The organism is Inhella proteolytica, assembly GCF_016093275.1.
Classification (GTDB): Bacteria; Pseudomonadota; Gammaproteobacteria; order Burkholderiales; family Burkholderiaceae_C; genus Inhella; species Inhella proteolytica.
The window spans coordinates 83,164-103,421 of the sequence record NZ_JAEDAK010000017.1 but is presented as its reverse complement, the minus strand read 5'-3'; the positions used below and the strand labels follow the sequence as shown (position 1 = coordinate 103,421).

Genomic DNA, 20,258 nt, shown 5'->3' with positions numbered 1-20,258 from the left:
CCCATCCCGAACAGGACCGTGAAACACCTCAGCGCCGATGATAGTGCGGATTGCCCGTGTGAAAGTAGGACATCGTCAGGCTATTAATCCCCAAAACCCCTCGCAGTAACATGCGGGGGGTTTTGCTTTTGGGGGCTCGAAAATCCGCCCAATGCTTCCGTATCGAGTGGCCCTCGCGTAGAGAGCCGCTCGAATAGGTACCTCAGATGTGCAGTGCCTGGCCCAGTGCGCGCAGGCAGCATTCCTGCACCGCTTCGCCCAGGGTCGGGTGCGAATGGATGGTGTGTGCCACGTCTTCCAGGCACGCGCCCATTTCCAGGCTCAGACCGAACGCGGCAGATAGCTCGGATACGGCGGCCCCCACCGCCTGCCAGCCCAGGATCAAGCGGTTGTCGGCGCGCGCGACGACGCGAACAAAGCCCTCCGGAGATTCCAACGAGAGCGCGCGGCCATTGGCGGCAAAGGGGAACTGCGCCTGCAGCACCTTGAATCCACGCCGGGCCCCCTCGGCCTCGGCGCTAGCCGGAGTGTGGCCGGCACTGACGATCTCGGGATCGGTGAAGCACACGGCCGGAATCGCGGCGGGTTCAAAACGGCCAGGGTGGCCCGCAATAACCTCCGCCACCAATTCACCCTGGGCCATGGCGCGGTGGGCCAGCAGGGGCTCTCCGGTGAGGTCACCGATGGCCCAGACCTTCTTCATTGACGTGCGGCATTGCGCATCGACCTTCACGGCGCGCCCATTCATGTCCAGCATCAGACGCTCCAGTCCCCAGCCCTCGCTGCGCGGCCGGCGGCCCACGGCCACGAGGATCTTGTCTGCCGGCAGCTCCAGCAGCGTGCCCTGGGGATCACGCACCGTCAGCGCCGTGCCGGCTGCGTTCAGGCCCTCAACGCGATGCGCCAACATGGTCTTGAGACCGAGCTTGACGAGCGATTGCGCCACTGGTTTGACGAGTTCGGCGTCGTAGCCGGGCAGGATGCGCTCCTGTGCCTCGACGACCGTGACTTCCGCCCCGAGCTTGCGCCAGGCAGTGCCCAGTTCCAGCCCGATGTAGCCAGCGCCCACCACCACCAGTTGCTTCGGCACCGCGCCGAATGCGAGCGCTTCGGTGGCGGAAACAACGCGACCCTCGCCGGCCCCGAACGGCAGGAAGGGGAGTTCGACTTCCTGCGAGCCGGCGGCCAGCAGCAGGTGTTCGCACTGGATGCGTTGCGGCGCCTCACCGGGGTCGATGCCCGGCTGACGAACCTCGACGGTCTTGCCGTCGATGAGCTCGGCCCAGCCCTTGACGACCGTGACGCCATGCTTTTTCAGCAGCGCGCCCACGCCGCCAGTGAGCTTGGCGACGATGCCGTCCTTCCAATCCAGGGTAGTGGCCAGGTCGAGTTCGACCCCGCCGACTCGGATGCCGAGTGCCGAGCGGCCCGCTGCCTGCGTGCGCGCCTGGGCGTACGCCTCGGCCGCATGGATCAGCGCCTTGCTGGGGATGCAGCCGACGTTCAGGCAGGTGCCGCCAAGCGCCGCGCCTTCGACCAGGGTGGTCTTGATGCCGAGTTGTGCGGCGCGGATGGCGGCGACGTAGCCACCGGGGCCGCCGCCGACGATCAGCAGCTGGGTTTGCGTGTAGACAGGAGGCATTGCGCGCTCACTCAATGAACAGGGTCGCAGGGGTCTCGAGCAGGGCGCGCAGGCGCTGCACGAACAGGGCAGCGTCCATGCCGTCGACCACGCGGTGGTCGAAGCTGGAGCTGAGGTTCATCAGCAGGCGCGGCACGACGCGGCCGTCGCGGTCGAACATCGGACGCTCGACGATGCGGTTGACGCCGACGATGCCGACCTCGGGGTGGTTGATGACCGGCGTGGTGACGATGCCGCCCAAAGGGCCCAGGCTGGTGATGGTGATGGTGGAACCCGACAGCTCGTCGCGCCCGGCCTTGCCGGTGCGCGCCGCTTCGGCCAGCCGCGTGATCTCCGCCGCACAGGCCCAGGGGTCCAGGGTCTCGGCGTGGCGGATCACCGGCACCATCAGGCCGGCATCGGTCTGCGCGGCCATGCCGATGTGCACCGCGCCGTAGCGCGTCACCACGTTGGCCTCATCGTCGAAGCGGGCGTTCACCTGCGGAAACTCGCGCACGGCGATGACGATGGCGCGTGCCAGGAAGGGCAGCAGAGTGAGCTTGGCGCGGGCCTTGCCATTCTGCTGGTTCAGGCGCTGGCGCAAGGCCTCCAGCTCCGTCACGTCCACTTCCTCCACGTAGGTGAAGTGGGGGATCTGGCGCTTGGCCTGCTGCATCTTCTGCGCAATCTTGCGGCGCAGTCCGAGGACCGGGATGGTCTGCTCGTCCAGCCGCGCGGCGTAGCGGCTGTCCGCGCCGGCGCTGGCGGCGCCATGGGGCGCGCCCGCAAAGGCCTCCAGATCCTCATGCGTGATGCGACCCGCAGGACCTGTGCCCTGCACGAACTGCAGCTCGATGCCGAGTTCCCAGGCGCGACGGCGCACGGCAGGTGAAGCGATTGGCCTTTCGTCCGGTGCGCGGCGCTGCTGGGCTGGCGCGCGCGGGGCAGCCGGCTTCGCCGTGATGGGCGCTGGTGTGGCTGCGGGCGCTGCCACTGGTGCAGAAGCCACTGCCGCAACCGGCGCCGCAGCCGGTGCCGTCACGGGCTTGGCCGCCGGCGCTGCAGCTGGTGCCGCGCCCGCCTTCAGATTGCCCTCGCCCTCGACCTCGAGCCGGATCAGCTCCGCTCCCACGGCCATCACCAGGCCCACCGGCCCGCCCAGGGTGGTCACCGTGCCAGCCACTGGCGAGGGGATCTCGACCGTGGCCTTGTCGGTCATCACATCGGCCAGGATCTGGTCCTCGGCCACGGTGTCGCCCGGCTTCACATGCCAGGCCACCAGTTCCACTTCGGCGATGCCCTCACCGATGTCGGGCATCTTGATCACATAGGCACCCATCGGTCAGGCCTCCATCACGCGCTTGAGGGCCGCGCCGACGCGCGCCGGGCCCGGGAAGTAGGCCCATTCCTGGGCATGGGGGTAGGGCGTGTCCCAGCCCGTCACGCGCTCGATCGGCGCTTCCAGGTGATAGAAGCAGTGCTCCTGCACCAGGGCCACCAATTCGGCGCCGAAGCCGCTGGTGCGCGTGGCCTCGTGCACCACCACGCAGCGCCGTGTCTTCTTCACCGAGCTGACGATGGTGTCCAGATCCAGCGGCCAGATCGAACGCAGGTCGATGACCTCGGCATCCACGCCGGCTTCGGCCGCCGCGGCGGCGCTCACCCAGACCATGGTGCCGTAGGCCAGCACGGTCACCTCCTGGCCGGGGCGGAACACGGCCGCGCTGGTCAGCGGCACGCTGTAGTAGCCCTCGGGTACCTCACCCATCGGGTGCTTGCTCCAGGGCACCACGGGCTTGTCGTGGTGGCCGTCGAAGGGGCCGTTGTAGAGCCGTTTGGGCTCCAGGAAGATGACCGGGTCGTCGCACTCGATGGCGGCGATCAGCAGGCCCTTGGCGTCGTAGGGGTTGCTGGGCATCACGGTGCGCAGGCCGCAGACATGGGTGAACACGGCTTCGGGGCTCTGGCTATGCGTCTGCCCGCCGTAGATGCCGCCGCCGCAGGGCATGCGGATGGTCAGCGGGGCGGTGAAGTCACCGGCCGAGCGGTAGCGCAGGCGCGCGGCCTCGCTGACGATCTGGTCGAAGGCGGGGTAGACGTAGTCGGCGAACTGGATCTCCACCACCGGGCGCAAGCCGTAGGCGCCCATGCCCACGGCGGTGCCGACGATGCCGGATTCGGAGATCGGCGCGTCGAACACGCGCGACCTGCCGTACTTGGCCTGCAGGCCTTCGGTGCAGCGGAACACGCCGCCGAAGTAGCCGACGTCTTCGCCAAAGACGACCACATTCGGGTCGCGCTCCAGCATCACGTCCATGGCCGAGCGCAGGGCTTGGATCATGGTCATGGGCTTGGTGGGGCCGTTGCTGTTGGGCACGGCCAATTTGTCCTGTTGGACGCTGTCGTTCATGGCGTGCTCCTGATCAGTAGCCGAGTTGCTGGCGTTGTTGGCGCAGGTGCTCGGGCATGTCCTTGTAGACGCCCTCGAACATGCTGGCCACGCTGGGGATGTGGCCGTCCAGCAGCGAGCCGTAGCGTTCGGCCTCGCGCTGCGCGGCGACCACCTCGGCCTCCAGCGCCTTCTGCGTCGCCTCGTGTTCCTCGGCGCTCCAGTGGCCGATGGCCATCAGGTGCGCCGCCAGGCGGTTGATCGGGTCGCCCAGCGGGAAGCGCTCCCAGTCGTCGGCCGGGCGGTACTTGCTCGGGTCGTCGGAGGTGGAGTGGGCACCCGCACGGTAGGTCACCCACTCGATCAGGGTCGGGCCCAGGCCGCGGCGGGCGCGCTCGGCGGCCCAGAGCGAGGCCGCGTGCACGGCGATGAAGTCGTTGCCATCGACGCGCAGGCTGGCGATGCCCGAGCCCACGCCGCGTGCGGCAAAGGTGGTGTGCTCACCCCCGGCGATGGCCTGGAAGGTGGAGATGGCCCACTGGTTGTTGACCACGTTCAGGATCACCGGCACGCGGTACACGTGCGCAAAGGTCAGGGCGGTCGAGAAGTCGGATTCCGCCGTGGAGCCGTCGCCGATCCAGGCCGACGCGATCTTGGTGTCCCCCTTGATGGCCGAGGCCATCGCCCAGCCCACGGCCTGGATGTACTGCGTGGCCAGGTTGCCGGAGATCGAGAAGAAGCCGGCGCGCTTGTAGGAATACATCACCGGCAGCTGACGGCCCTGGATCGGGTCCTTCTCGTTGCTGAGCAGCTGGCAGATCAGCTCCACCATCGAGATGTCGTCGCGGCACAGCAGCAGGCCTTGCTGGCGGTAGGTGGGGAAGTTCATGTCCCCCTGCTCCAGCGCCATGCCGTGGGCCACCGCAATCGCTTCCTCGCCCAAGCACTGCATGTAGAAGCTGAGCTTCTTCTGGCGCTGCGCGATCAGCATGCGCGCGTCGAAGGCGCGCGTCTTCATCATGGCCTTGAGGCCGCGGCGCAGGAAGTCGGGCGCGAGCTTCGGGTCCCAGGGGCCCTTGGCCGTGCCGTCCTCGTCGAGCACGCGGATCAGCTGGTAGGCCAGATCCTGGGTGTCCACCGGCAGCACGTCCACATCGGGGCGGCGGGTGGCCCCGGCGGGGCTGAGATGCAGATAGGAAAAATCGGTTGCACAGCCCGGACGCCCAGTGGGCTCGGGCACGTGCAGACGCAGTGGCGGGTACTGAGCCATGGTCACGCGGCCTCCTGGCGTCCCTCTTGGGGCGCCTTGGATCGATTGCGAGGGAGCCGCCGCGCCGGCCGGGTAAGGCCGAGGGCGGCGAGGTGCGGCACGCCCGCGCCGGTGGGCACGGGGTCCATGGCGGCAGCGTAGCGGAAGGGCGTGTGCCGCCGCCCCGATGAAAGCCCGCACCGCGGGCTGGCGGGCGGCTGACCTGCATCAAGGCGCCAGACCCAGCCGGCTCAGCGAGGTGTTCGAGCCTCGCGGCGTGCGGGTCGCCCCGGAGCGGAGTTCCCCGGGGCCTCCGAAAACCCTCAGCGGTTTCGGGGATTTGCAACAGCTTGTTTCTTAACAATCCCGGCCCCACGACGGCCTCGCTTTTGAGCGTTCTGCGCGGCCTTCGGTCCCTATCAAAACACTGGAACCAACAGCATGCAGAAGATCTACAAGCGCAGCGCCCTCGTGATCGCGCTCGCCGCCCTTTCTACCGCCACCCTGGCCGCACCGGCTGATGAAAGCCGCGCCCGCGGCCACATCGAATCGTTCTCCGGCTACACCCTGCACGGCAATGGCCATGCCTATGGTCTGCGCGATGTCGTGACCGACGCCGACGGAAGCACCCATGTGCGCTTTGACCGCACGGTGCGCGGCCTGCGCGTCATCGGGGGCGACCTCGTGGTGCACAGCGACCGCCACGGCAACTTCAAGGGCGCCAGCCACACCCTGCGTCATGTGGTGGACACCGACGGCAACGCTCGCATCAACCCGCCCGCCGCCGTGCGCGCCGCGCTGGCCGCCCACCCCGGCGACACCCAGGGCAAGAGCGCCGAGAAGGTGATCTACGCACGTGGCGCCGCGCCGGTGCTGGCCTATGAGGTGATGGTCTACGGCGAACGCGCCGACGGCACGCCGAGCGAGAAGCACGTGATCGTCGACGCCCTGAACGGCGCCGTGCTGGAGGCCTGGGATGACATCCACGACGCCGCCGCCAGCGGCACGGGAAAAAGCCTGTTCAGCGGCAGCGTGGCCCTGACGACCAACAGCCTGTCCAGCGGCTTCGAGATGCGCGACCCGGCGCGCGGTGGCACCTACACCACCAACATGAACAAGAAGACCTCGGGCAATGGCAGCGTCTTCACCGACGCCGACAACGTCTGGGGCAACGGCACCACCTCCGACCTGGCTTCGGCCGCCGTCGACGCCCAATACGGCACCGCCGTCACCTGGGACTACTACAAGAACACCCATGGCCGCAGCGGCATCGCCAACGATGGCAAGGGCGCCTTCAACCGCGTGCACTACGGCCGCAACTACGCCAACGCCTTCTGGTCGGACAGCTGCTTCTGCATGACTTACGGCGACGGCGACGGCACCTCGCTGCGCCCGCTGGTGTCGCTGGACGTGGCTGGCCACGAGATGACCCATGGCGTGACCAGCCGCACAGCCAATCTGACCTACTCGGGCGAGTCCGGTGGCCTGAATGAGGCCACTTCCGACATCTTCGGCACCCTGGTCGAGTTCCACGCGGCCAACAGCAGCGATGCCGGCGACTACCTGATCGGCGAGAAGGTCATGATCAAGAGCGCCTTCCTGCGCAACATGATGCAGCCGAACAAGGACGGCGCCAGCGCCGACTGCTGGTACTCCGGCCTGGGTTCGCTGGACGTGCACTACAGCTCGGGCCCGGCCAACCACTGGTTCTTCATGCTCGCCGAAGGCACCAACAGCAGCTTCGGTACCAGCAAGACCTGCAACGCCGGTGACACCAAGGCCGCCACCGGCAGCGCCAGCCTGGCCGGCATCGGCCGCGATAAGGCCGGCAAGATCTGGTACCGCGCGCTGACGGTCTACATGACCTCGGCCACCAACTACGCCGGCGCCCGTACCGCCTCGCTGAATGCCGCCACCGACCTGTATGGCGCCGGCTCGGCCGAGTACAACGCCGTCAACGCCGCCTGGGCGGCTGTGAACGTGCGTTGAACGGGCGTTGAAATTGCGCAGTTCGCGCTGCGCAACCATCAAAGGCCGGGCTTGCCCGGCCTTTTTTCTTGGCCGCTCCGCGCCGCTGGCGGCGATCTGGCGGCCGGGCTCGCCATCTGTCGGGCAGGGCAGCATCCGGCGCCGCGGGGTCTCTAAGGTGCCGGTCATTGCCACCTCAGGAGCCCGCCATGAATCTGGACCAGGAACTCGAAGCCTTTCGTCAACGCCGCTTTCTCGCCATGCCGCTGGCGGGCACGCTGGCCTGGCTCGGGGTGGCGCTGGCCGGCCAGCTGCTGGCGCCGCGCTGGCATCTGCTGTCGGTCTATGTGCTGACGGGCGTCATCGCCTACATCGGCATGGGCCTGTCCAAGCTCACGGGCGAAGACTTCATGGCGGCGGCCAACCGCCGCAACCGCTTCAACACCCTGTTCATGCTCAGCGTCGGCCAGGCCCTGCTGGCCTATGCCATTGCCATCCCGTTTGCCCTGGTGCGGCCGGAGAGCGCGGTCTTCATGGTGGGCATGCTGACCGGCTTCATGTGGCTGCCCGCCGGCTGGCTGATGGGGCACTGGATCGGCGCCGTTCATGCGCTCGGTCGCACGCTGATGATCCTGGCCGCCTGGCTGCTGGTGCCGCAACAGGGCATGGTCTGGGTGCCGGCCATCGTGCTCGGCCATTACGCGCTGACCATCCTCGTGCTGGAGCGCCGCTGGGCTGCTCTGCGCCCGCGCCCCGCAGGCCTAGCGCAGCCCGCCTGAGCCCGCACGCTTTTTGCGCACCGCAGCAATTCGACGGATCCGCGCCAGAATCGCGTTCTTCGCTGTCCACCAACCAGGAGCCCGACCATGTCCGCCGATCCCATCGTCATCGTTTCTGCTGCCCGCACGCCCATTGGCGGTCTGCTGGGTGATTTCGCCGGCCTGGCTGCCTGGGAACTGGGCGCCGTGGCCATTAAGGCCGCGGTGGAGCGCGCCGGTGTGCCGGGCGATGCCATCGACGAAGTGCTGTTCGGCAACTGCCTGATGGCCGGCCAGGGCCAGGCCCCGGCCCGCCAAGCGCTGCGCAAGGCCGGCCTGCCGGACTCCGCCGGTGCCGTGACGCTGTCCAAGATGTGCGGCTCCGGCATGCGCGCCATGATGTTTGCCCACGACATGCTGGCCGCCGGTTCGGCCAACGTGATGGTGGCCGGCGGCATGGAAAGCATGACCAACGCCCCGCACCTGATGTTCGCGCGCAAGGGTGTGAAGTACGGCCAGACCGCCATGTACGACCACATGGCCCTGGACGGCCTGGAAGACGCCTACGAGCGCGGCAAGGCCATGGGCGTGTTTGCCGAGCAATGCGTGGGCAAGTACAGCTTCACGCGAGAGGCCATGGACCAGTTCGCCATCGCCTCCACCCAGCGTGCCAAGGCTGCCAATGAAGACGGCAGCTTCGACTGGGAAATGGCGCCGGTCACGCTCAGCTCGCCCAAGGGCGACACCGTCATCAAGTATGACGAGCAGCCCTTCAAGGCCAAGCTGGACAAGATCCCCACCCTCAAGCCCGCATTCAAGAAGGACGGCGCCATCACGGCCGCTACCAGCTCCAGCATCTCCGACGGCGCCGCCGCCCTGGTGCTGATGCGCGAGAGCGAAGCCGCCAAGCGTGGGCTCACGCCGATTGCCCGCATCGCCGCCCATGCGGTGCACGCCCGCGCGCCCGAGTGGTTCACCACCGCCCCGGTGGGTGCCATCGAGCTGGCGCTCAAGAAGGCCGGCTGGGACGCCAAGAGCGTCAATCTGTGGGAGGTGAACGAGGCCTTTGCCGCCGTCACCATGGCTGCGATGGCCGAGTTCAAGCTGCCGCACGAGATCGTCAACGTGCACGGCGGCGCCGTGGCTCTGGGGCACCCCATCGGCGCCAGCGGCGCGCGCATCGTCGTCACCCTGCTGGGCGCGCTGAAGAAGCGTGGCCTCAAGCGCGGCATGGCGGCGCTGTGCATCGGCGGGGGTGAGGCCACGGCCCTGGCCGTCGAGATGCTCTAAATGCTGGGCACGCACGATCTGGGGCTCTTTGCCCTCACCGTCTTCCTGCTCAACGCCACCCCGGGCGTGGACATGGCGCTCACCGTCGCCACCACGCTCAAGGGCGGCTGGCGCCAGGGCGCGGCGGTGGTGCTGGGCATCAGCCTCGGGTGCGTGCTGCACAGCCTGGCCGCAGCCTTCGGGCTGGCGGCCCTGCTGGCTGCCAGCTCCGAGGCCTTCACCCTGCTGAAGTGGGCCGGCGCGGCCTACCTGCTTTACGTGGCCTGGGGCATGGCACGCGCCGGTTTGCAGCCCGCCAGCGCGGCTCCCGCGCCCAGCGTGGCGTCCGGCTTCGGGCGCACGGTGTGGCAGGGCTTCTGGACCAATGCGCTCAACCCCAAGGTGGCGCTGTTCTTCCTGGCCCTGCTGCCGCAGTTCATCGCGGCCGAGGCCCCGCACAAGACCCTGGCCTTCCTGTTCCTGGGCGCCTGGTTCGTGCTGCAGGGCGGCCTGTTCTCGCTTGGCCTGGTGGCCCTGGCGGCGCTGGCGCGCCGCCTGCCGCCGCGGCCCGGCCTGGGCCGCGCGCTGAATCTGGGCGGTGCGGGGCTGTTTGCCTTCCTGGCCGGCCGCCTGGCCCTGGCCAAGCCGGGCTGATGCGGCACTGGCTGCTGCTCTTCGTCCTGCTGCTGGCCGCCTATGGGCTCTGGCAGCTGGGCAACCGGCGCTCGCTGCGGCGTGCCGGCCGCCATGCCCTGCGCATCCTCGCCCTGGCCCTGCTGCTGCTCGGCCTGCTGGTGCTGGCCTACTACTCCAACGCCCTCAAACTGCTATGAAGCTGCGTACCCCCTTGCTGCTGGCCCTGGCCGCTGCCCTGAGCGCTTGCACCCAGATCGACACCGGCAACGTCGGCGTCGAGCGCACGCTGGGCAAGGTCAGCCCCGAGGCCCTGCCGCCGGGCATCTACTTCACGCTCTTCAAGACCGTGGACGAGTTCAGCGCCAAGGAGGTGAGCTTCCAGCTGCAGGACATGACGCCCAAGAGCCGCGACAACCTGACCATGAAGGACGTCGACATCGACATCTACTTCAAGGTCAACCCCAGTGCGGTGCCGGGCCTGTTCACCAAGTACCAGGGTGATGTGGTGCGCCACTCGGACATGGTGCGCGAGGGCGGCACCAAAGACCTGGTAATCGCCTACAGCCGGGTCTCGCGCGAGGCCCGCGAGGCCGTCTACAAGGCCATCGCCCAGCTGGAGGCCACCACCATGCACACGCGCCGTTCCGAGCTGGCCGAGCTGGTGCGCAGCGGCCTGCAGAAGGAGCTGGACGCCAACGACAAGGGCGCCTTCGTCATCACCGCCGTGAACGTGCGAAATTTGCTGACCGACCCGGCCATCGAGGCGGCGATCCGCCAGCGCGCCGAGACCGATCAGGCGATCGAGAAGAAGCGCAAGGAGATCGAACTGGCCAAGGCCGAGGCCGAGCGCCTGATCGTCGAGGCCGAGGGTCAGGCCAAGGCCAACCAGATCATTTCCTCCTCGCTGACCCCGGCGCTGAAGGAGATCAAGCTGGCCGAGCTGCAGCGCGACGCCGCGCTGGCCATCGCCAGCAAGCAGGGCAATACCGTGCTGCTGGGTGGCGGCGCGCAGCCGCTCATCAACGTCGGCAAATAAGGAACACGACATGCAAGTGCTGGTCATCGGCGCCTCGCGCGGCATCGGCCTGGAGTTCGTTCAGCAGTACCTGGCCGAGGGTCATCAGGTCACCGCCACCGCGCGCGACGACGCCGCGCTGGAAAAGCTCAAGGCCCTGGGCGCCAAGGCCCTGAAGCTGGAGCTGCTGGACCCCAAAAGCTGCGCCGGCCTGGCCTGGCAGCTCGATGGCATGCAGTTCGACGTGCTGCTGATCAACGCCGGTGTGTACGGCGCCGACGTGGCCGCGCCCACGCCACCCACGCAGGCCGAGTTCGATCTCGTGATGCACACCAATGTGTTGGGCCCGATGCGCGTGCTGCCGGCGCTGACCGACTGCCTGGCGCAGAACGCCAAGCTGGCTCTGCTGTCCAGCCGCATGGGTTCCATCAATCTGCGCCGTAGCCCGAATGGCTGGCTCTACCGCGCCAGCAAGGCCGCCGCCAACTCGGTGCTGAAGGACGCCAGCATCGCCTTCGGCGGCCGCGCCGTCTGCGTGGCCCTGCACCCGGGCTGGGTCAAGACCGATATGGGCGGCTCGCAGGCCGAGCTGAGCCCGGCCGAGGTGGTGAGCAGCATGCGCGCCGTGCTGGCGCGCCTGGGCATGCAGGACAACGGCAACTTTCTGAACTTTGACGGCAAGCCGCTGGCCTGGTGAGCCTATGCAGCTGCACGACATCGAGGCCTTCTTCAAGGCCTATGCGGACGCCTTCAACGACCTGAGCGGCGACGCCGTGGCGGCGCACTGGGCCAGCCCGAGCGGCATCGCGAGCGGGGAAGCCGTCACCTGGTGGCCCACGCACGAACCCATGGCCGAGAACATGCGCAAGCTCTGCGCCGTCTATCGCGAGGCCGGTTTCGACCATTGCGCCTTCGAGGTGCTGCAGGCTGTGCCCATGGGCGCCCACGACGCCTTCGCCCTGCTGCGCTGGACCCTGACGCGCGCCGACGGCTCGCTGCTGCAGCGCTTCAGCACGGGCTACAACCTGCACCGCCAGGGCGGGCGCACACGAGTGCTGCTGTGCACGGCATTTGATGAAGACTTGGCAGTGATGAGATCTGCCGCCTGAGAGGACCAAGGGGCGCAGACCCCGAGCCGCGGGGAGGCGGCACGCCATGATGAAAGTTCTGAAATGGCTGGCCGGCGCTCTGCTGGCCCTGCTGCTCTTGGGCGCCTTGGTGCTCGGGGCTTGGGTTCTTAGCAACATCCGCGACGCCGAGCCACCCCACTGGCCGCAGGAATTGGTCGCGGGCCCGAACCGGTTGGTCGAGGCCGACAACCTGCACCATGCGCTGCTGGCCCCCAAGGCACTGGCGCGCAGCATCAACCTGCGTGTTTGCGAGCCGGACTGCAGCACCGCCTGGCGCCGCGAGTTGCCAGCCTGGCGCAGCCAGCCGGGTGCGGGCGAGTTCTTTGCCGCCTGCGAAGCCTTGGCCCAACGGCCGCGCCTGCAATACGAAGAACCCTTGCCCGCGCGCCTAACGCCAACCAGCGAGTTGCCGCCCTACCAGCGCCTGGTGGCCTGCTCCAACCATCTGCTGCTGCAGGCCTTTGAGCAGGCTGGTGAGGGAGGTGCCGCCTTGCCCTGGCTGGCGCAGTCCGACCGACTGATGCGCGCCGTGCAACAGGGCGCGCGCACCTTGATCGGCCAGATGATCGCGGCCGCCCTGGCCGGCAACCAGTTGCTGGTGCTGCGCGAGATCGGCCAGCAGCGCCCCGATCTTGGGCCCGAACTGGCGATCTTTGCGCGGGCCCCCGCAGAGGACTGGCGCGCCGGCACGCTGCGCTGGATCGGGGCCGAGGCGGAGTTCGGACGCAACGTCATCGAGGACCTGGCCAGAGGACTCTGTGCCGAGACCGAGCTCATGCCGCGGAGCCGTTGGGACCGCTTGACATGCCCGTTCCAGGAGTTGGCCCTGCAGCCGAATTACGCCCAGCAGTTGAGCATTGCCCAGTGGAGTCGATTGCGCGCGCTGGCGAAGCAGCACCCGCTCGAAAACCTGCCCGCCGCTGTGCGCTCGGCCGCACCCGTCGAAACCGGCTGGACTTGGTTCCACACCATTCCGAATGTGCTGTCGGCAGTGGCCCAGCCCGCCTGGTCCGGCTACTTTGAGCGCACCGCCGATCTGCTGCTCAGCAGCCAGGCGACCGCCTTGTGGCTGCAGGCTCAGGGGCAACCCGCCGCCTCGCGCGTCAGTTGGGCGCGCGCACAGCTGCAGGGCGAGTTGGCGCGCCGCCTGACAATCACGCCCGAAGGCGAATGGAGCCTGCAGACTTGGCGCTCACAAGGCGTCAAAGACATGCCGGTCCACTGGCCTGCGACCCGCAGCTGAGAGAGCCCCACCATGATCCTTTCCGAAGACCACCTCGCCGTTCAGGACGCCGTGCGCGCGTTTGTGCAGGCCGAGATTGCCCCCCACGCCGCCGCCTGGGACAAGAGCCACCAGTTCCCGGCCGAGCAGCTCAAGGGCCTGGCCCAGTTGGGCTGCTACGGCGTGGCGGTGCCGCCCGAGTACGACGGCGCCGGCCTGGACTACCTGGCGCTGGCGGTGATCCTCGAAGAGATCGCCGCCGGTGATGGCGGCACCTCGACGGTGGTGAGCGTCAACAACTGCCCGGTCTGCTCGATCCTGATGGCTTTCGCCAATGAAGAGCAGAAGCAGGAATTCCTGAAGCCGCTGGCGCGCGGCGACATGCTGGGCGCCTTCTGCCTCACCGAGCCGCATGTCGGCTCCGAGGCCGGTGGCCTGAAGACGACTGCCGTGCGCGAGGGCGACGACTATGTGCTGAACGGTGTCAAGCAGTTCATCACCAGCGGCAAGAACGGAGACGTCGCCATCGTCATGGCGGTGACCGACAAGGCGGCGGGCAAGCGCGGCATCTCGGCCTTCATCGTGCCGACGAACACGCCCGGCTACACGGTGGCGCGCATCGAAGAAAAGATGGGCCAGCACAGCAGCGACACGGCCCAGATCCTGTTCGAGAACTGCCGCATCCCGGCGCGCTACCGGCTGGGCGAGGAAGGCCAGGGCCTGAAGATCGCGCTCAGCGGCCTGGAGGGCGGGCGCATCGGCATCGCCAGCCAGTCGGTGGGTATGGCGCGCGCGGCGCTGGAAGCCGCGCTGGCCTATGCCAAGGAGCGCGTCAGCTTCGGCCAGCCGATCTTTGAGCACCAGGCCATCCAGTTCAAGCTGGCCGACATGGCCACCCAGATCGAGGCCGCGCGCCAGCTGATCTGGCATGCCGCCAGCCTGAAGGACGCTGGCCGGCCCTGCCTGAAGGAAGCGGCGATGGCCAAGCTCTTTGCCAGCGAGATGGCCGAGCGCGTCTGCTCGGCCGCCATTCAGGTGCTGGGCGGCTACGGCTATGTGAACGACTTCCCGGTCGAGCGCATCTACCGCGATGTGCGCGTGACGCAGATCTACGAAGGCACCTCCGAGGTGCAGAAGATCCTGATCGGGCGCGCCCTGGCCCTCTGAGCCCTGGCCGGCATCAGCCGCCCGGCGGCGGCTCGATGCACACCACGCGGTCGCGGCCCTGCGCCTTGGCGCGGTAGAGCGCGGCATCGGCGCGTTTGACGGCCTCCTCGGCCGTGCCATCGTCCGCGCTGGCCATGGTCAGGCCCAGGCTCATGCTCACGCCCAGCGCCTGGGCGTGGGCCAGCTGGCGTAGGCGCTCGGCCAGGGCCAGGGCGGCGTCCTTCGGGGTGTCGGGCAGCACCAGCAGGAACTCCTCGCCGCCCATGCGACCCACCAGATCCTCGCGGCGCAGGTGCTGGCGAAAGAGCTCGGCGGTGCGGCGCAGCACCGCGTCGCCGGCCGCATGGCCATTGCTGTCGTTGACCAGCTTGAAGTGATCCAGGTCCACCATCACCAGGGCCAGGGGGTAGCGGCGGCGCAGGTGGCGGTGCCACTGCGCCTCCAGGTACTCGCTCAGGGCGCGGCGGTTCAGCAGGCCGGTGAGCGCGTCGCGCTGCGAGGCCTCGCGCAGGCGGTGGGTCAGGCGCTGCGTCACCACGGCCAGGAAGCCGACGCCGAAGCAGGCCGTGCCGGCGAGATAGGCGTAGAGCAGGCCTTGGTTGAAATCCGTGCCGAGCTGGATTTCCTGCGGCACCGGCCAGGCCGCCACCTGCCGCAGGGCGGCCGAGGCATTCAGGCCGGCAATCACCGCGGTGGGCAGCACCAGGCCCAGCTGGGCCCAGCGGCCGAACTCGCGGTGCATGGGGCGGGCCAGGCTCCAGGCAGTCACGGCCATCACGAAGGCCTGCCCGCCGAAGGCCGCCAGCACGCGCCAGGCCGCCCAGTCGGTCGTTGGAGGTAGCAGCAGCAGGGGCAGCACCCATGGGGCCAGCTGCAGGGCCTGTTGAAGGTCGCTGCGGCCGCTGCGCAGGAACAGCTCAACCCCGCGGCGCATCAGGCCGAAGGCCAGCAGGGTGATCAGGTTGACGCCGTTGTAGACCCACCAGCCGCGCTCGCCATCCCGCATGCCGCACAGCACCAGGCCGATGGCCAGCAGGGCGTTGAAGCCGGCCCAGTTGAGCAGGGCCCGGCGCTCTTCGCGCAACAGCCGGGCCGCCACCAGCCAAGCCAGAGCATGCAGGCCGATCTGGAACGCCACCAGCCAGAGCATCGCCGGAACGGGGTTTGCAGCCATCCACTCTCCTGCGGGGAAGCCGATGCTGCCACGGCCTTGGGGGCTGGGCGAGCCCCGCTTCACGGGGCGGGCGAATCGGTTAAAAGCTCGGCCCTTGTGCTGTTGACGCCCGCGGTGCCGCGATGAAACCCGCCATCGACTTCTATTTCGACTTTTCCAGCCCCTACTCCTACATCGCCAGCGAGTGGATCGGAGCCGTGGCGGCGCGCCATGGCCGCACGGTGAACTGGCGCGCCATCCTGCTGGGGGCCACTTTCCAGGTCAGCGGCCTGCGCCCGCCGGCCGAGTTCCCGATGAAGCGCGAATACCTGTTCCGCGACGTGGCGCGCTCGGCCGCCTTTGCCGGCGTGCCGCTGCGCATGCCCGAGCCCTTCCCGATCCCGACCCAGAATGCCGCACGCGTGTTCTGGTGGCTGAAGGCCCAAGACCCGGCGCAGGCCGTGGCCTGGGCGCGGGCCGGCCTGCGCGCCTACTTCGCCCGCGGCGTGAACCTGAGCGACGCGGTGGCGCTGAAGGCCCTGTGCGCCGAGGCCGGCCTGGACGCCGAGGCGGCCGAAGCCGCCTGGAACGACCCGCAGTGGAAGCTCGCCCTGAAGCAGGCCAATGAGCAGGCGATTGCGGCGGGCGTGTTCGGTGCGCCCTTCGTGGTGGTGGACGGCGAGCCCTTCTGGGGCAATGATCGGCAGGCGCAGATCGAGGCTTGGCTCACCGCCGGGCCGCCGCGCGGCTTGGAATAAGGGTGAACGACGAACCTGGCACCGGCACTGACGAAGGCAAGGCGCTCGCCCCGCGCGAGCTGGCCTGGCTGCTGCCCGGTGCCCAGGGCGGCCCCGCCGAGGTGCTGCCGCGCGTGCAGTGGCTGTGTGCGCAATTCCCCGATCTCTTCAGCGCGATGTGGGTGCTGCAGGCCACCCACCAGGGCCTGCCGCGTGAGCTGCTGGCTGCCGCCACGCAGCAGTTCCGCCCTGACCTGCAAGACCTCAGCCGCGACGACGTGGCGGCCCTCTACACCGCGCTGCTGAACGGCGGCCGGCAGGGCTTCGACGCCGTGCTGCGCTCACGCCGCAAGGGCGAGCGCAAGAGTGCGGCGGGCCTGGGTTGGGTCAAGGAGTAGCGAGGGCCTCGGCGCGCACCGGCGCCGCTTGATAGCGGCCGAGCATGTCGGCCCACTGCTTACGCACCGTCTCCACGTTCGCGTGCTTCACATGGCCGTAGCCGCGGATGCGCTCGGGCAGGCGCGCGAGCTGGATGGCCAGCTCCAGGCGCTCGGGGTTCAGGCCTTTGAGCAGTGAGTCGACCAGTACCTCGTAGTCGCTGATCAGCTGGCGCTCCATGCGCCGCTCGGCGGTGTAGCCGAACACATCGAGTGCGCCGCCGCGCAGGCCCTTGAAGCGCGCCAGCACGCCCAAGGCCCGCCACATCCAGCCGCCGAACTTGATCTTCTTGGCGCGGCCATCCGGACCGGGCTTGCTGAAGACGGGCGGTGCCATGTGGAAGTCCAGGCCGTCCCAGCGCTCGAACTGGTCCTTCAGGGCCTTTTCGAAGCTGCCGTCGGTGTAGAGGCGGGCCACCTCGTATTCGTCCTTGTAGGCCAGCAGCTTGGCGTAGTAGCGCGCCACGGCCTTGGTCAGGCGCTCAGGTTTACCGGCTTCGCCCAAGCGGGCTTCGGCCTCGCGCACCTTGCGCACCAGGGCTTCGTAGCGCTCGGCGTAGGCGGCGTCCTGGTAGGCCGTCAGCAGCGCCTTGCGGCGCGCGATCAAGCCCTGCTCGCCGTCCAGCTTGTCGCTGGCCAGGCTGAGCTTGACGACCGTGGCGCCGCCCAGGCGCTCCAGCGCGGCCGGTGCGGCGTGGGCCAGGCGGCCCAGCGCGAAGGCGGTCTTGTTGGCCTCCACCGCCACGTTGTTCAGCTCGATGGCGCGCATCAGCGCGGCAAAGCTCACCGGCACCAGCCCGGCCTGCCAGGCCGCACCCAGCATGACGATGTTGCTGGGCATGGTGTCGCCCAGCAGCTTCTGGGCGATGTTCTGGGCGTCGATGGTCTTGAGTAAGGGCGCCTGCTCGCCGGTGGCGAACTTCATCTTGGCCAGCAGCTCGTGGGCGTGCAGGGTGGCGTCCGGGTTGCGCACGAAGGCGGCGGTGGGAAGCTCGTGCGTGTTGGCCAGGATCACGGTGCGCCCGGGTTTGACGGTCTGCAGCGCGTCGTTGCTCGCGCCCACCACCAGGTCGCAGGCCAGCAGCACGTCGGCCTGCTGGGTGTCGATGCGCACCTGGTTCAGCAGATCTTGCGAGGGCGCCACGCGCACGAAGGAGAGCACCGCGCCGCCCTTCTGCGCAAAGCCCATGAAGTCCAGCACCGAGGCGCTCTTGCGCTCCAGGTGCGCGGCCATGGTGATGAGCGCGCCGACCGTCACCACGCCGGTGCCGCCCACGCCGGTCACCAGCATGTCGAAGGGGCCGGTCCAGTTCCACGGGGCGGGCTCGCCGATGGCGTTGAGCTCGCGCGTCAGGTCGGCCGCGGTGAAGGCCGCGCCCTGGCGCTTCTTGAGCACCGCACCGTTCACGGATACGAAGCTCGGGCAGAAGCCGTTGACGCAGCTGAAGTCCTTGTTGCAGCTGGTCTGCTCGATGGCGCGCTTGCGGCCCAGGTCGGTCTCGACCGGAATGACGGACAGGCAGTTGCTGGCCTGGCCGCAGTCGCCACAGCCCTCGCACACCGCTTCGTTGATGAAGAGGCGGCGCGGCGGGTCCGGGAACTCTTTCTTCTTGCGGCGGCGGCGCTTCTCGGCGGCGCAGGTCTGGTCGTAGATCAGCGCGGTCACGCCCTTGATCTCGCGCAGCTCGCGCTGCACGGCGTCGAGCTCGCTGCGGTCGTGGAAGGTGGTGCCGGGCGGGAACAGGGCGCGGTGGTCGTCGTACTTGTCGATCTCGTCGCTGACGATGGCCAGGCGCTTGACGCCCTCGGCCTCGATCTGGCGCGCGATCTGCGGCACGCTGGTGGAGCCGTCCACTGGCTGACCGCCGGTCATGGCCACCGCGTCGTTGTAGAGGATCTTGTAGGTCAGCGTGGCCTTGGCGGCGATGGCCTGGCGGATGGCCAGGTAGCCCGAGTGGTAGTAGGTGCCGTCGCCCAGGTTCTGGAACACATGCGGCGCCTTGCTGAAGCGCTGCTGGGCCACCCAGTCCACACCCTCGGCGCCCATCTGCACCAGGCCGGAGGTGCTGCGCTCCATCCAGTTGGCCATGAAGTGGCAGCCGATGCCGGCCAGGGCGCGCGAGCCCTCGGGCAGCTTGGTGGAGCTGTTGTGCGGGCAGCCCGAGCAGAAGTAGGGCAGGCGGCGCGTGGCGTCGGCGGCGTTGGAGAGCACCTGCGGGGCGGTGAAGTCCACCACCAGGTGGCGGCGGTCCAGCGCGGGGTTCAGGCGCGCCAGCCATTCGGCCACCACGGCCATGACGCGGCTGGGACGCAGCTCGCCCAGCTCGCTCAGCAGCCTGCGGCCCTGCTCATCGGTCTTGCCCACCACACGCGGGCGCTGGAACTCGGGCAGGTGGAAGAGCAGGTCCTTGATCTGGCGCTCGACCACCGGGGCCTTTTCCTCGATCACCAGCAGGTCGGTCAGGCCCTGGGCGAACTCCGCCATGCGCGTGGTCTCGAGCGGGTAGACCAGGCCAACCTTGTAGACCCGCACGCCGGCCGCGGCCAGGGCGTTGGGGTCCAGGTCCAGGCGGCGCAGCACCTCCATGAAGTCGTAATGCGCCTTGCCCACCGTGACGATACCCAAGGTGGCCGCCGGGCTGGCGACGATGTGCTTGTCCACGGAATTGAGCTTGGCAAAGGCGCGCACCGCGTCCAGCTTGTGCGCGAGGCGGCTTTCCAGGTCCAACGAGGGCAGGTCCACCAGGCGGATGTGCAGATTGGTGGCGGGCTGGTAATCCACCGGCAGGGTGAAGTCCATCGGCACGGCGTCCAAGTCCACCGTCATGCCGCTCTCGACGACCTCCGAGATCGCCTTGAAGCCGACCCAGTTGCCGCTGAAGCGGCTCAGTGCCCAGCCGTACAGGCCGAACTCCAGGTACTCGGCCACGTTGCCGGGGTGCAGCACTGGCATGAACCAGGCCTGCAGGGCCAGGTCGCTCTGGTGCGGCATGCTGGAGCTGACGCAGCCATGGTCGTCCCCGCAGACCACCAGCACGCCGCCCTGCGCGCTGCTGCCGTACACATTACCGTGCTTGAGCGCGTCACCCGCGCGGTCCACGCCCGGGCCCTTGCCGTACCACAGGGCGAACACGCCCTCGACGCGGCGCTCCGGGTCCAGCGCGGCGCGCTGGGTGCCTAGGCAGGCGGTGGCGGCCAGGTCTTCGTTGATGGCGGGCAGGAACTCGACATCCGCGGCGGCCAGGAACTTCTTCGCCTTCCACATCTGCTGGTCCACCATGCCCAGGGGCGAGCCGCGGTAGCCGCTGACGAAGCCGGCGGTGTGCAAGCCGGCCTTTTCGTCCAACTTCTTCTGCATCAGAGGCAGGCGCACCAGGGCCTGGGTGCCGGTCAGGAAGACGGCGCCGCTGTCGGCGGCGAGGTTGTCGCTGAGCTGGTAGGGGCGCAGGGTGTCGGGGGCGTGGGACATGGCGGCGTTCGGGCGGGGGCGCGGAGGGCGAGATTTTT

The 20,258-nt window shown here is 68.8% G+C and carries 18 protein-coding genes; 12 read left to right on the top strand and 6 right to left on the bottom strand.

Annotated elements, in window-relative coordinates; all coding sequences use genetic code 11:
- Positions 1–202 precede the first annotated feature (202 nt).
- From lpdA to I7X39_RS19565, 4 genes are all read right to left on the bottom strand, one after another.
- Positions 203–1,642 (bottom strand): dihydrolipoyl dehydrogenase, encoded by a 1,440-nt coding sequence (gene lpdA / locus I7X39_RS19580; protein ID WP_198112864.1) that lies wholly within the window; start codon positions 1,640–1,642, stop codon positions 203–205.
- A gap of 7 nt (positions 1,643–1,649) precedes the next feature.
- Positions 1,650–2,960, bottom strand: coding sequence for a dihydrolipoamide acetyltransferase family protein (locus I7X39_RS19575; protein ID WP_198112863.1), 1,311 nt, complete (start codon positions 2,958–2,960; stop codon positions 1,650–1,652).
- A gap of 3 nt (positions 2,961–2,963) precedes the next feature.
- Positions 2,964–3,968 (bottom strand): alpha-ketoacid dehydrogenase subunit beta, encoded by a 1,005-nt coding sequence (locus tag I7X39_RS19570; RefSeq protein ID WP_198112870.1) that lies wholly within the window; start codon positions 3,966–3,968, stop codon positions 2,964–2,966.
- Between the two features lie 76 nt (positions 3,969–4,044).
- Positions 4,045–5,280 (bottom strand): 3-methyl-2-oxobutanoate dehydrogenase (2-methylpropanoyl-transferring) subunit alpha, encoded by a 1,236-nt coding sequence (locus I7X39_RS19565; RefSeq protein WP_198112869.1) that lies wholly within the window; start codon positions 5,278–5,280, stop codon positions 4,045–4,047.
- A 420-nt stretch (positions 5,281–5,700) separates the two neighbouring features.
- On the opposite strand from I7X39_RS19565, the gene I7X39_RS19560 reads away from it, so the two are divergent.
- The 10 genes from I7X39_RS19560 (at position 5,701) to I7X39_RS19515 (ending at position 14,424) form a co-directional block, all read left to right on the top strand.
- Complete coding sequence (locus I7X39_RS19560) at positions 5,701–7,248, top strand: M4 family metallopeptidase (protein WP_198112862.1); 1,548 nt, start codon at positions 5,701–5,703, stop codon at positions 7,246–7,248.
- A 188-nt stretch (positions 7,249–7,436) separates the two neighbouring features.
- Entirely contained in the window at positions 7,437–8,006 is a 570-nt protein-coding gene (locus I7X39_RS19555; RefSeq protein WP_198112861.1) for a DUF7010 family protein, read from the top strand.
- A gap of 87 nt (positions 8,007–8,093) precedes the next feature.
- Positions 8,094–9,275: an acetyl-CoA C-acyltransferase gene (locus tag I7X39_RS19550; RefSeq protein WP_198112860.1), complete on the top strand. Its 1,182-nt coding sequence runs from the start codon at positions 8,094–8,096 to the stop codon at positions 9,273–9,275.
- Positions 9,276–9,908 (top strand): LysE family translocator, encoded by a 633-nt coding sequence (locus I7X39_RS19545; RefSeq protein ID WP_198112859.1) that lies wholly within the window; start codon positions 9,276–9,278, stop codon positions 9,906–9,908.
- Complete coding sequence (locus I7X39_RS19540) at positions 9,908–10,087, top strand: hypothetical protein (RefSeq protein WP_198112858.1); 180 nt, start codon at positions 9,908–9,910, stop codon at positions 10,085–10,087. The genes I7X39_RS19545 and I7X39_RS19540 overlap by 1 nt, the downstream gene beginning before the upstream one ends.
- The gene (locus tag I7X39_RS19535; RefSeq protein ID WP_198112857.1) at positions 10,084–10,926 is read left to right on the top strand and encodes an SPFH domain-containing protein; all 843 of its coding nucleotides are present in this window, start codon (positions 10,084–10,086) and stop codon (positions 10,924–10,926) included. The genes I7X39_RS19540 and I7X39_RS19535 overlap by 4 nt, the downstream gene beginning before the upstream one ends.
- A 10-nt stretch (positions 10,927–10,936) precedes the next feature.
- Positions 10,937–11,602: an SDR family oxidoreductase gene (locus I7X39_RS19530; RefSeq protein WP_198112856.1), complete on the top strand. Its 666-nt coding sequence runs from the start codon at positions 10,937–10,939 to the stop codon at positions 11,600–11,602.
- 4 nt (positions 11,603–11,606) lie between these two features.
- A complete protein-coding gene (locus tag I7X39_RS19525) occupies positions 11,607–12,014 on the top strand; it encodes a DUF6841 family protein (RefSeq protein ID WP_198112855.1) in 408 nt (135 codons plus the stop codon).
- A 46-nt stretch (positions 12,015–12,060) separates the two neighbouring features.
- Complete coding sequence (locus I7X39_RS19520; protein ID WP_198112854.1) at positions 12,061–13,278, top strand: hypothetical protein; 1,218 nt, start codon at positions 12,061–12,063, stop codon at positions 13,276–13,278.
- 12 nt (positions 13,279–13,290) lie between these two features.
- Positions 13,291–14,424 carry an acyl-CoA dehydrogenase family protein gene (locus I7X39_RS19515; protein ID WP_198112853.1) on the top strand — a complete coding sequence of 378 codons (1,134 nt, stop codon included), beginning with the start codon at positions 13,291–13,293 and terminating at the stop codon, positions 14,422–14,424.
- Positions 14,425–14,437: 13 nt separating this feature from the next.
- Here the strand turns inward: I7X39_RS19515 and I7X39_RS19510 are convergent, their stop codons facing one another.
- The gene (locus I7X39_RS19510; protein WP_198112852.1) at positions 14,438–15,598 is read right to left on the bottom strand and encodes a GGDEF domain-containing protein; all 1,161 of its coding nucleotides are present in this window, start codon (positions 15,596–15,598) and stop codon (positions 14,438–14,440) included.
- Between the two features lie 122 nt (positions 15,599–15,720).
- Between I7X39_RS19510 and I7X39_RS19505 the strand changes: the two genes are divergently transcribed.
- Both I7X39_RS19505 and I7X39_RS19500 read left to right on the top strand, forming a co-directional pair.
- Positions 15,721–16,335 carry a 2-hydroxychromene-2-carboxylate isomerase gene (locus I7X39_RS19505; protein ID WP_198112851.1) on the top strand — a complete coding sequence of 205 codons (615 nt, stop codon included), beginning with the start codon at positions 15,721–15,723 and terminating at the stop codon, positions 16,333–16,335.
- A 2-nt stretch (positions 16,336–16,337) separates the two neighbouring features.
- Positions 16,338–16,712 (top strand): hypothetical protein, encoded by a 375-nt coding sequence (locus tag I7X39_RS19500; protein ID WP_198112850.1) that lies wholly within the window; start codon positions 16,338–16,340, stop codon positions 16,710–16,712.
- Here the strand turns inward: I7X39_RS19500 and I7X39_RS19495 are convergent.
- Positions 16,702–20,220 carry an indolepyruvate ferredoxin oxidoreductase family protein gene (locus I7X39_RS19495; RefSeq protein ID WP_198112849.1) on the bottom strand — a complete coding sequence of 1,173 codons (3,519 nt, stop codon included), beginning with the start codon at positions 20,218–20,220 and terminating at the stop codon, positions 16,702–16,704. The two genes, I7X39_RS19500 and I7X39_RS19495, sit on opposite strands and share 11 nt — an antisense overlap.
- Positions 20,221–20,258 lie beyond the last annotated feature (38 nt).

Coding starts and splice junctions, on each gene's coding strand:
- I7X39_RS19540 (WP_198112858.1), top strand. CDS start 9,908: ATGCGGCACTGGCTGCTGCTCTTCGTCCTGCTGCTGGCCGCCTATGGG.
- I7X39_RS19570 (WP_198112870.1), bottom strand. CDS start 3,968: ATGACCATGATCCAAGCCCTGCGCTCGGCCATGGACGTGATGCTGGAG.
- I7X39_RS19525 (WP_198112855.1), top strand. CDS start 11,607: ATGCAGCTGCACGACATCGAGGCCTTCTTCAAGGCCTATGCGGACGCC.
- lpdA (WP_198112864.1), bottom strand. CDS start 1,642: ATGCCTCCTGTCTACACGCAAACCCAGCTGCTGATCGTCGGCGGCGGC.
- I7X39_RS19515 (WP_198112853.1), top strand. CDS start 13,291: ATGATCCTTTCCGAAGACCACCTCGCCGTTCAGGACGCCGTGCGCGCG.
- I7X39_RS19505 (WP_198112851.1), top strand. CDS start 15,721: ATGAAACCCGCCATCGACTTCTATTTCGACTTTTCCAGCCCCTACTCC.
- I7X39_RS19560 (WP_198112862.1), top strand. CDS start 5,701: ATGCAGAAGATCTACAAGCGCAGCGCCCTCGTGATCGCGCTCGCCGCC.
- I7X39_RS19530 (WP_198112856.1), top strand. CDS start 10,937: ATGCAAGTGCTGGTCATCGGCGCCTCGCGCGGCATCGGCCTGGAGTTC.
- I7X39_RS19545 (WP_198112859.1), top strand. CDS start 9,276: ATGCTGGGCACGCACGATCTGGGGCTCTTTGCCCTCACCGTCTTCCTG.
- I7X39_RS19510 (WP_198112852.1), bottom strand. CDS start 15,598: ATGGCTGCAAACCCCGTTCCGGCGATGCTCTGGCTGGTGGCGTTCCAG.
- I7X39_RS19520 (WP_198112854.1), top strand. CDS start 12,061: ATGATGAAAGTTCTGAAATGGCTGGCCGGCGCTCTGCTGGCCCTGCTG.
- I7X39_RS19535 (WP_198112857.1), top strand. CDS start 10,084: ATGAAGCTGCGTACCCCCTTGCTGCTGGCCCTGGCCGCTGCCCTGAGC.
- I7X39_RS19555 (WP_198112861.1), top strand. CDS start 7,437: ATGAATCTGGACCAGGAACTCGAAGCCTTTCGTCAACGCCGCTTTCTC.
- I7X39_RS19575 (WP_198112863.1), bottom strand. CDS start 2,960: ATGGGTGCCTATGTGATCAAGATGCCCGACATCGGTGAGGGCATCGCC.
- I7X39_RS19565 (WP_198112869.1), bottom strand. CDS start 5,280: ATGGCTCAGTACCCGCCACTGCGTCTGCACGTGCCCGAGCCCACTGGG.
- I7X39_RS19550 (WP_198112860.1), top strand. CDS start 8,094: ATGTCCGCCGATCCCATCGTCATCGTTTCTGCTGCCCGCACGCCCATT.
- I7X39_RS19495 (WP_198112849.1), bottom strand. CDS start 20,220: ATGTCCCACGCCCCCGACACCCTGCGCCCCTACCAGCTCAGCGACAAC.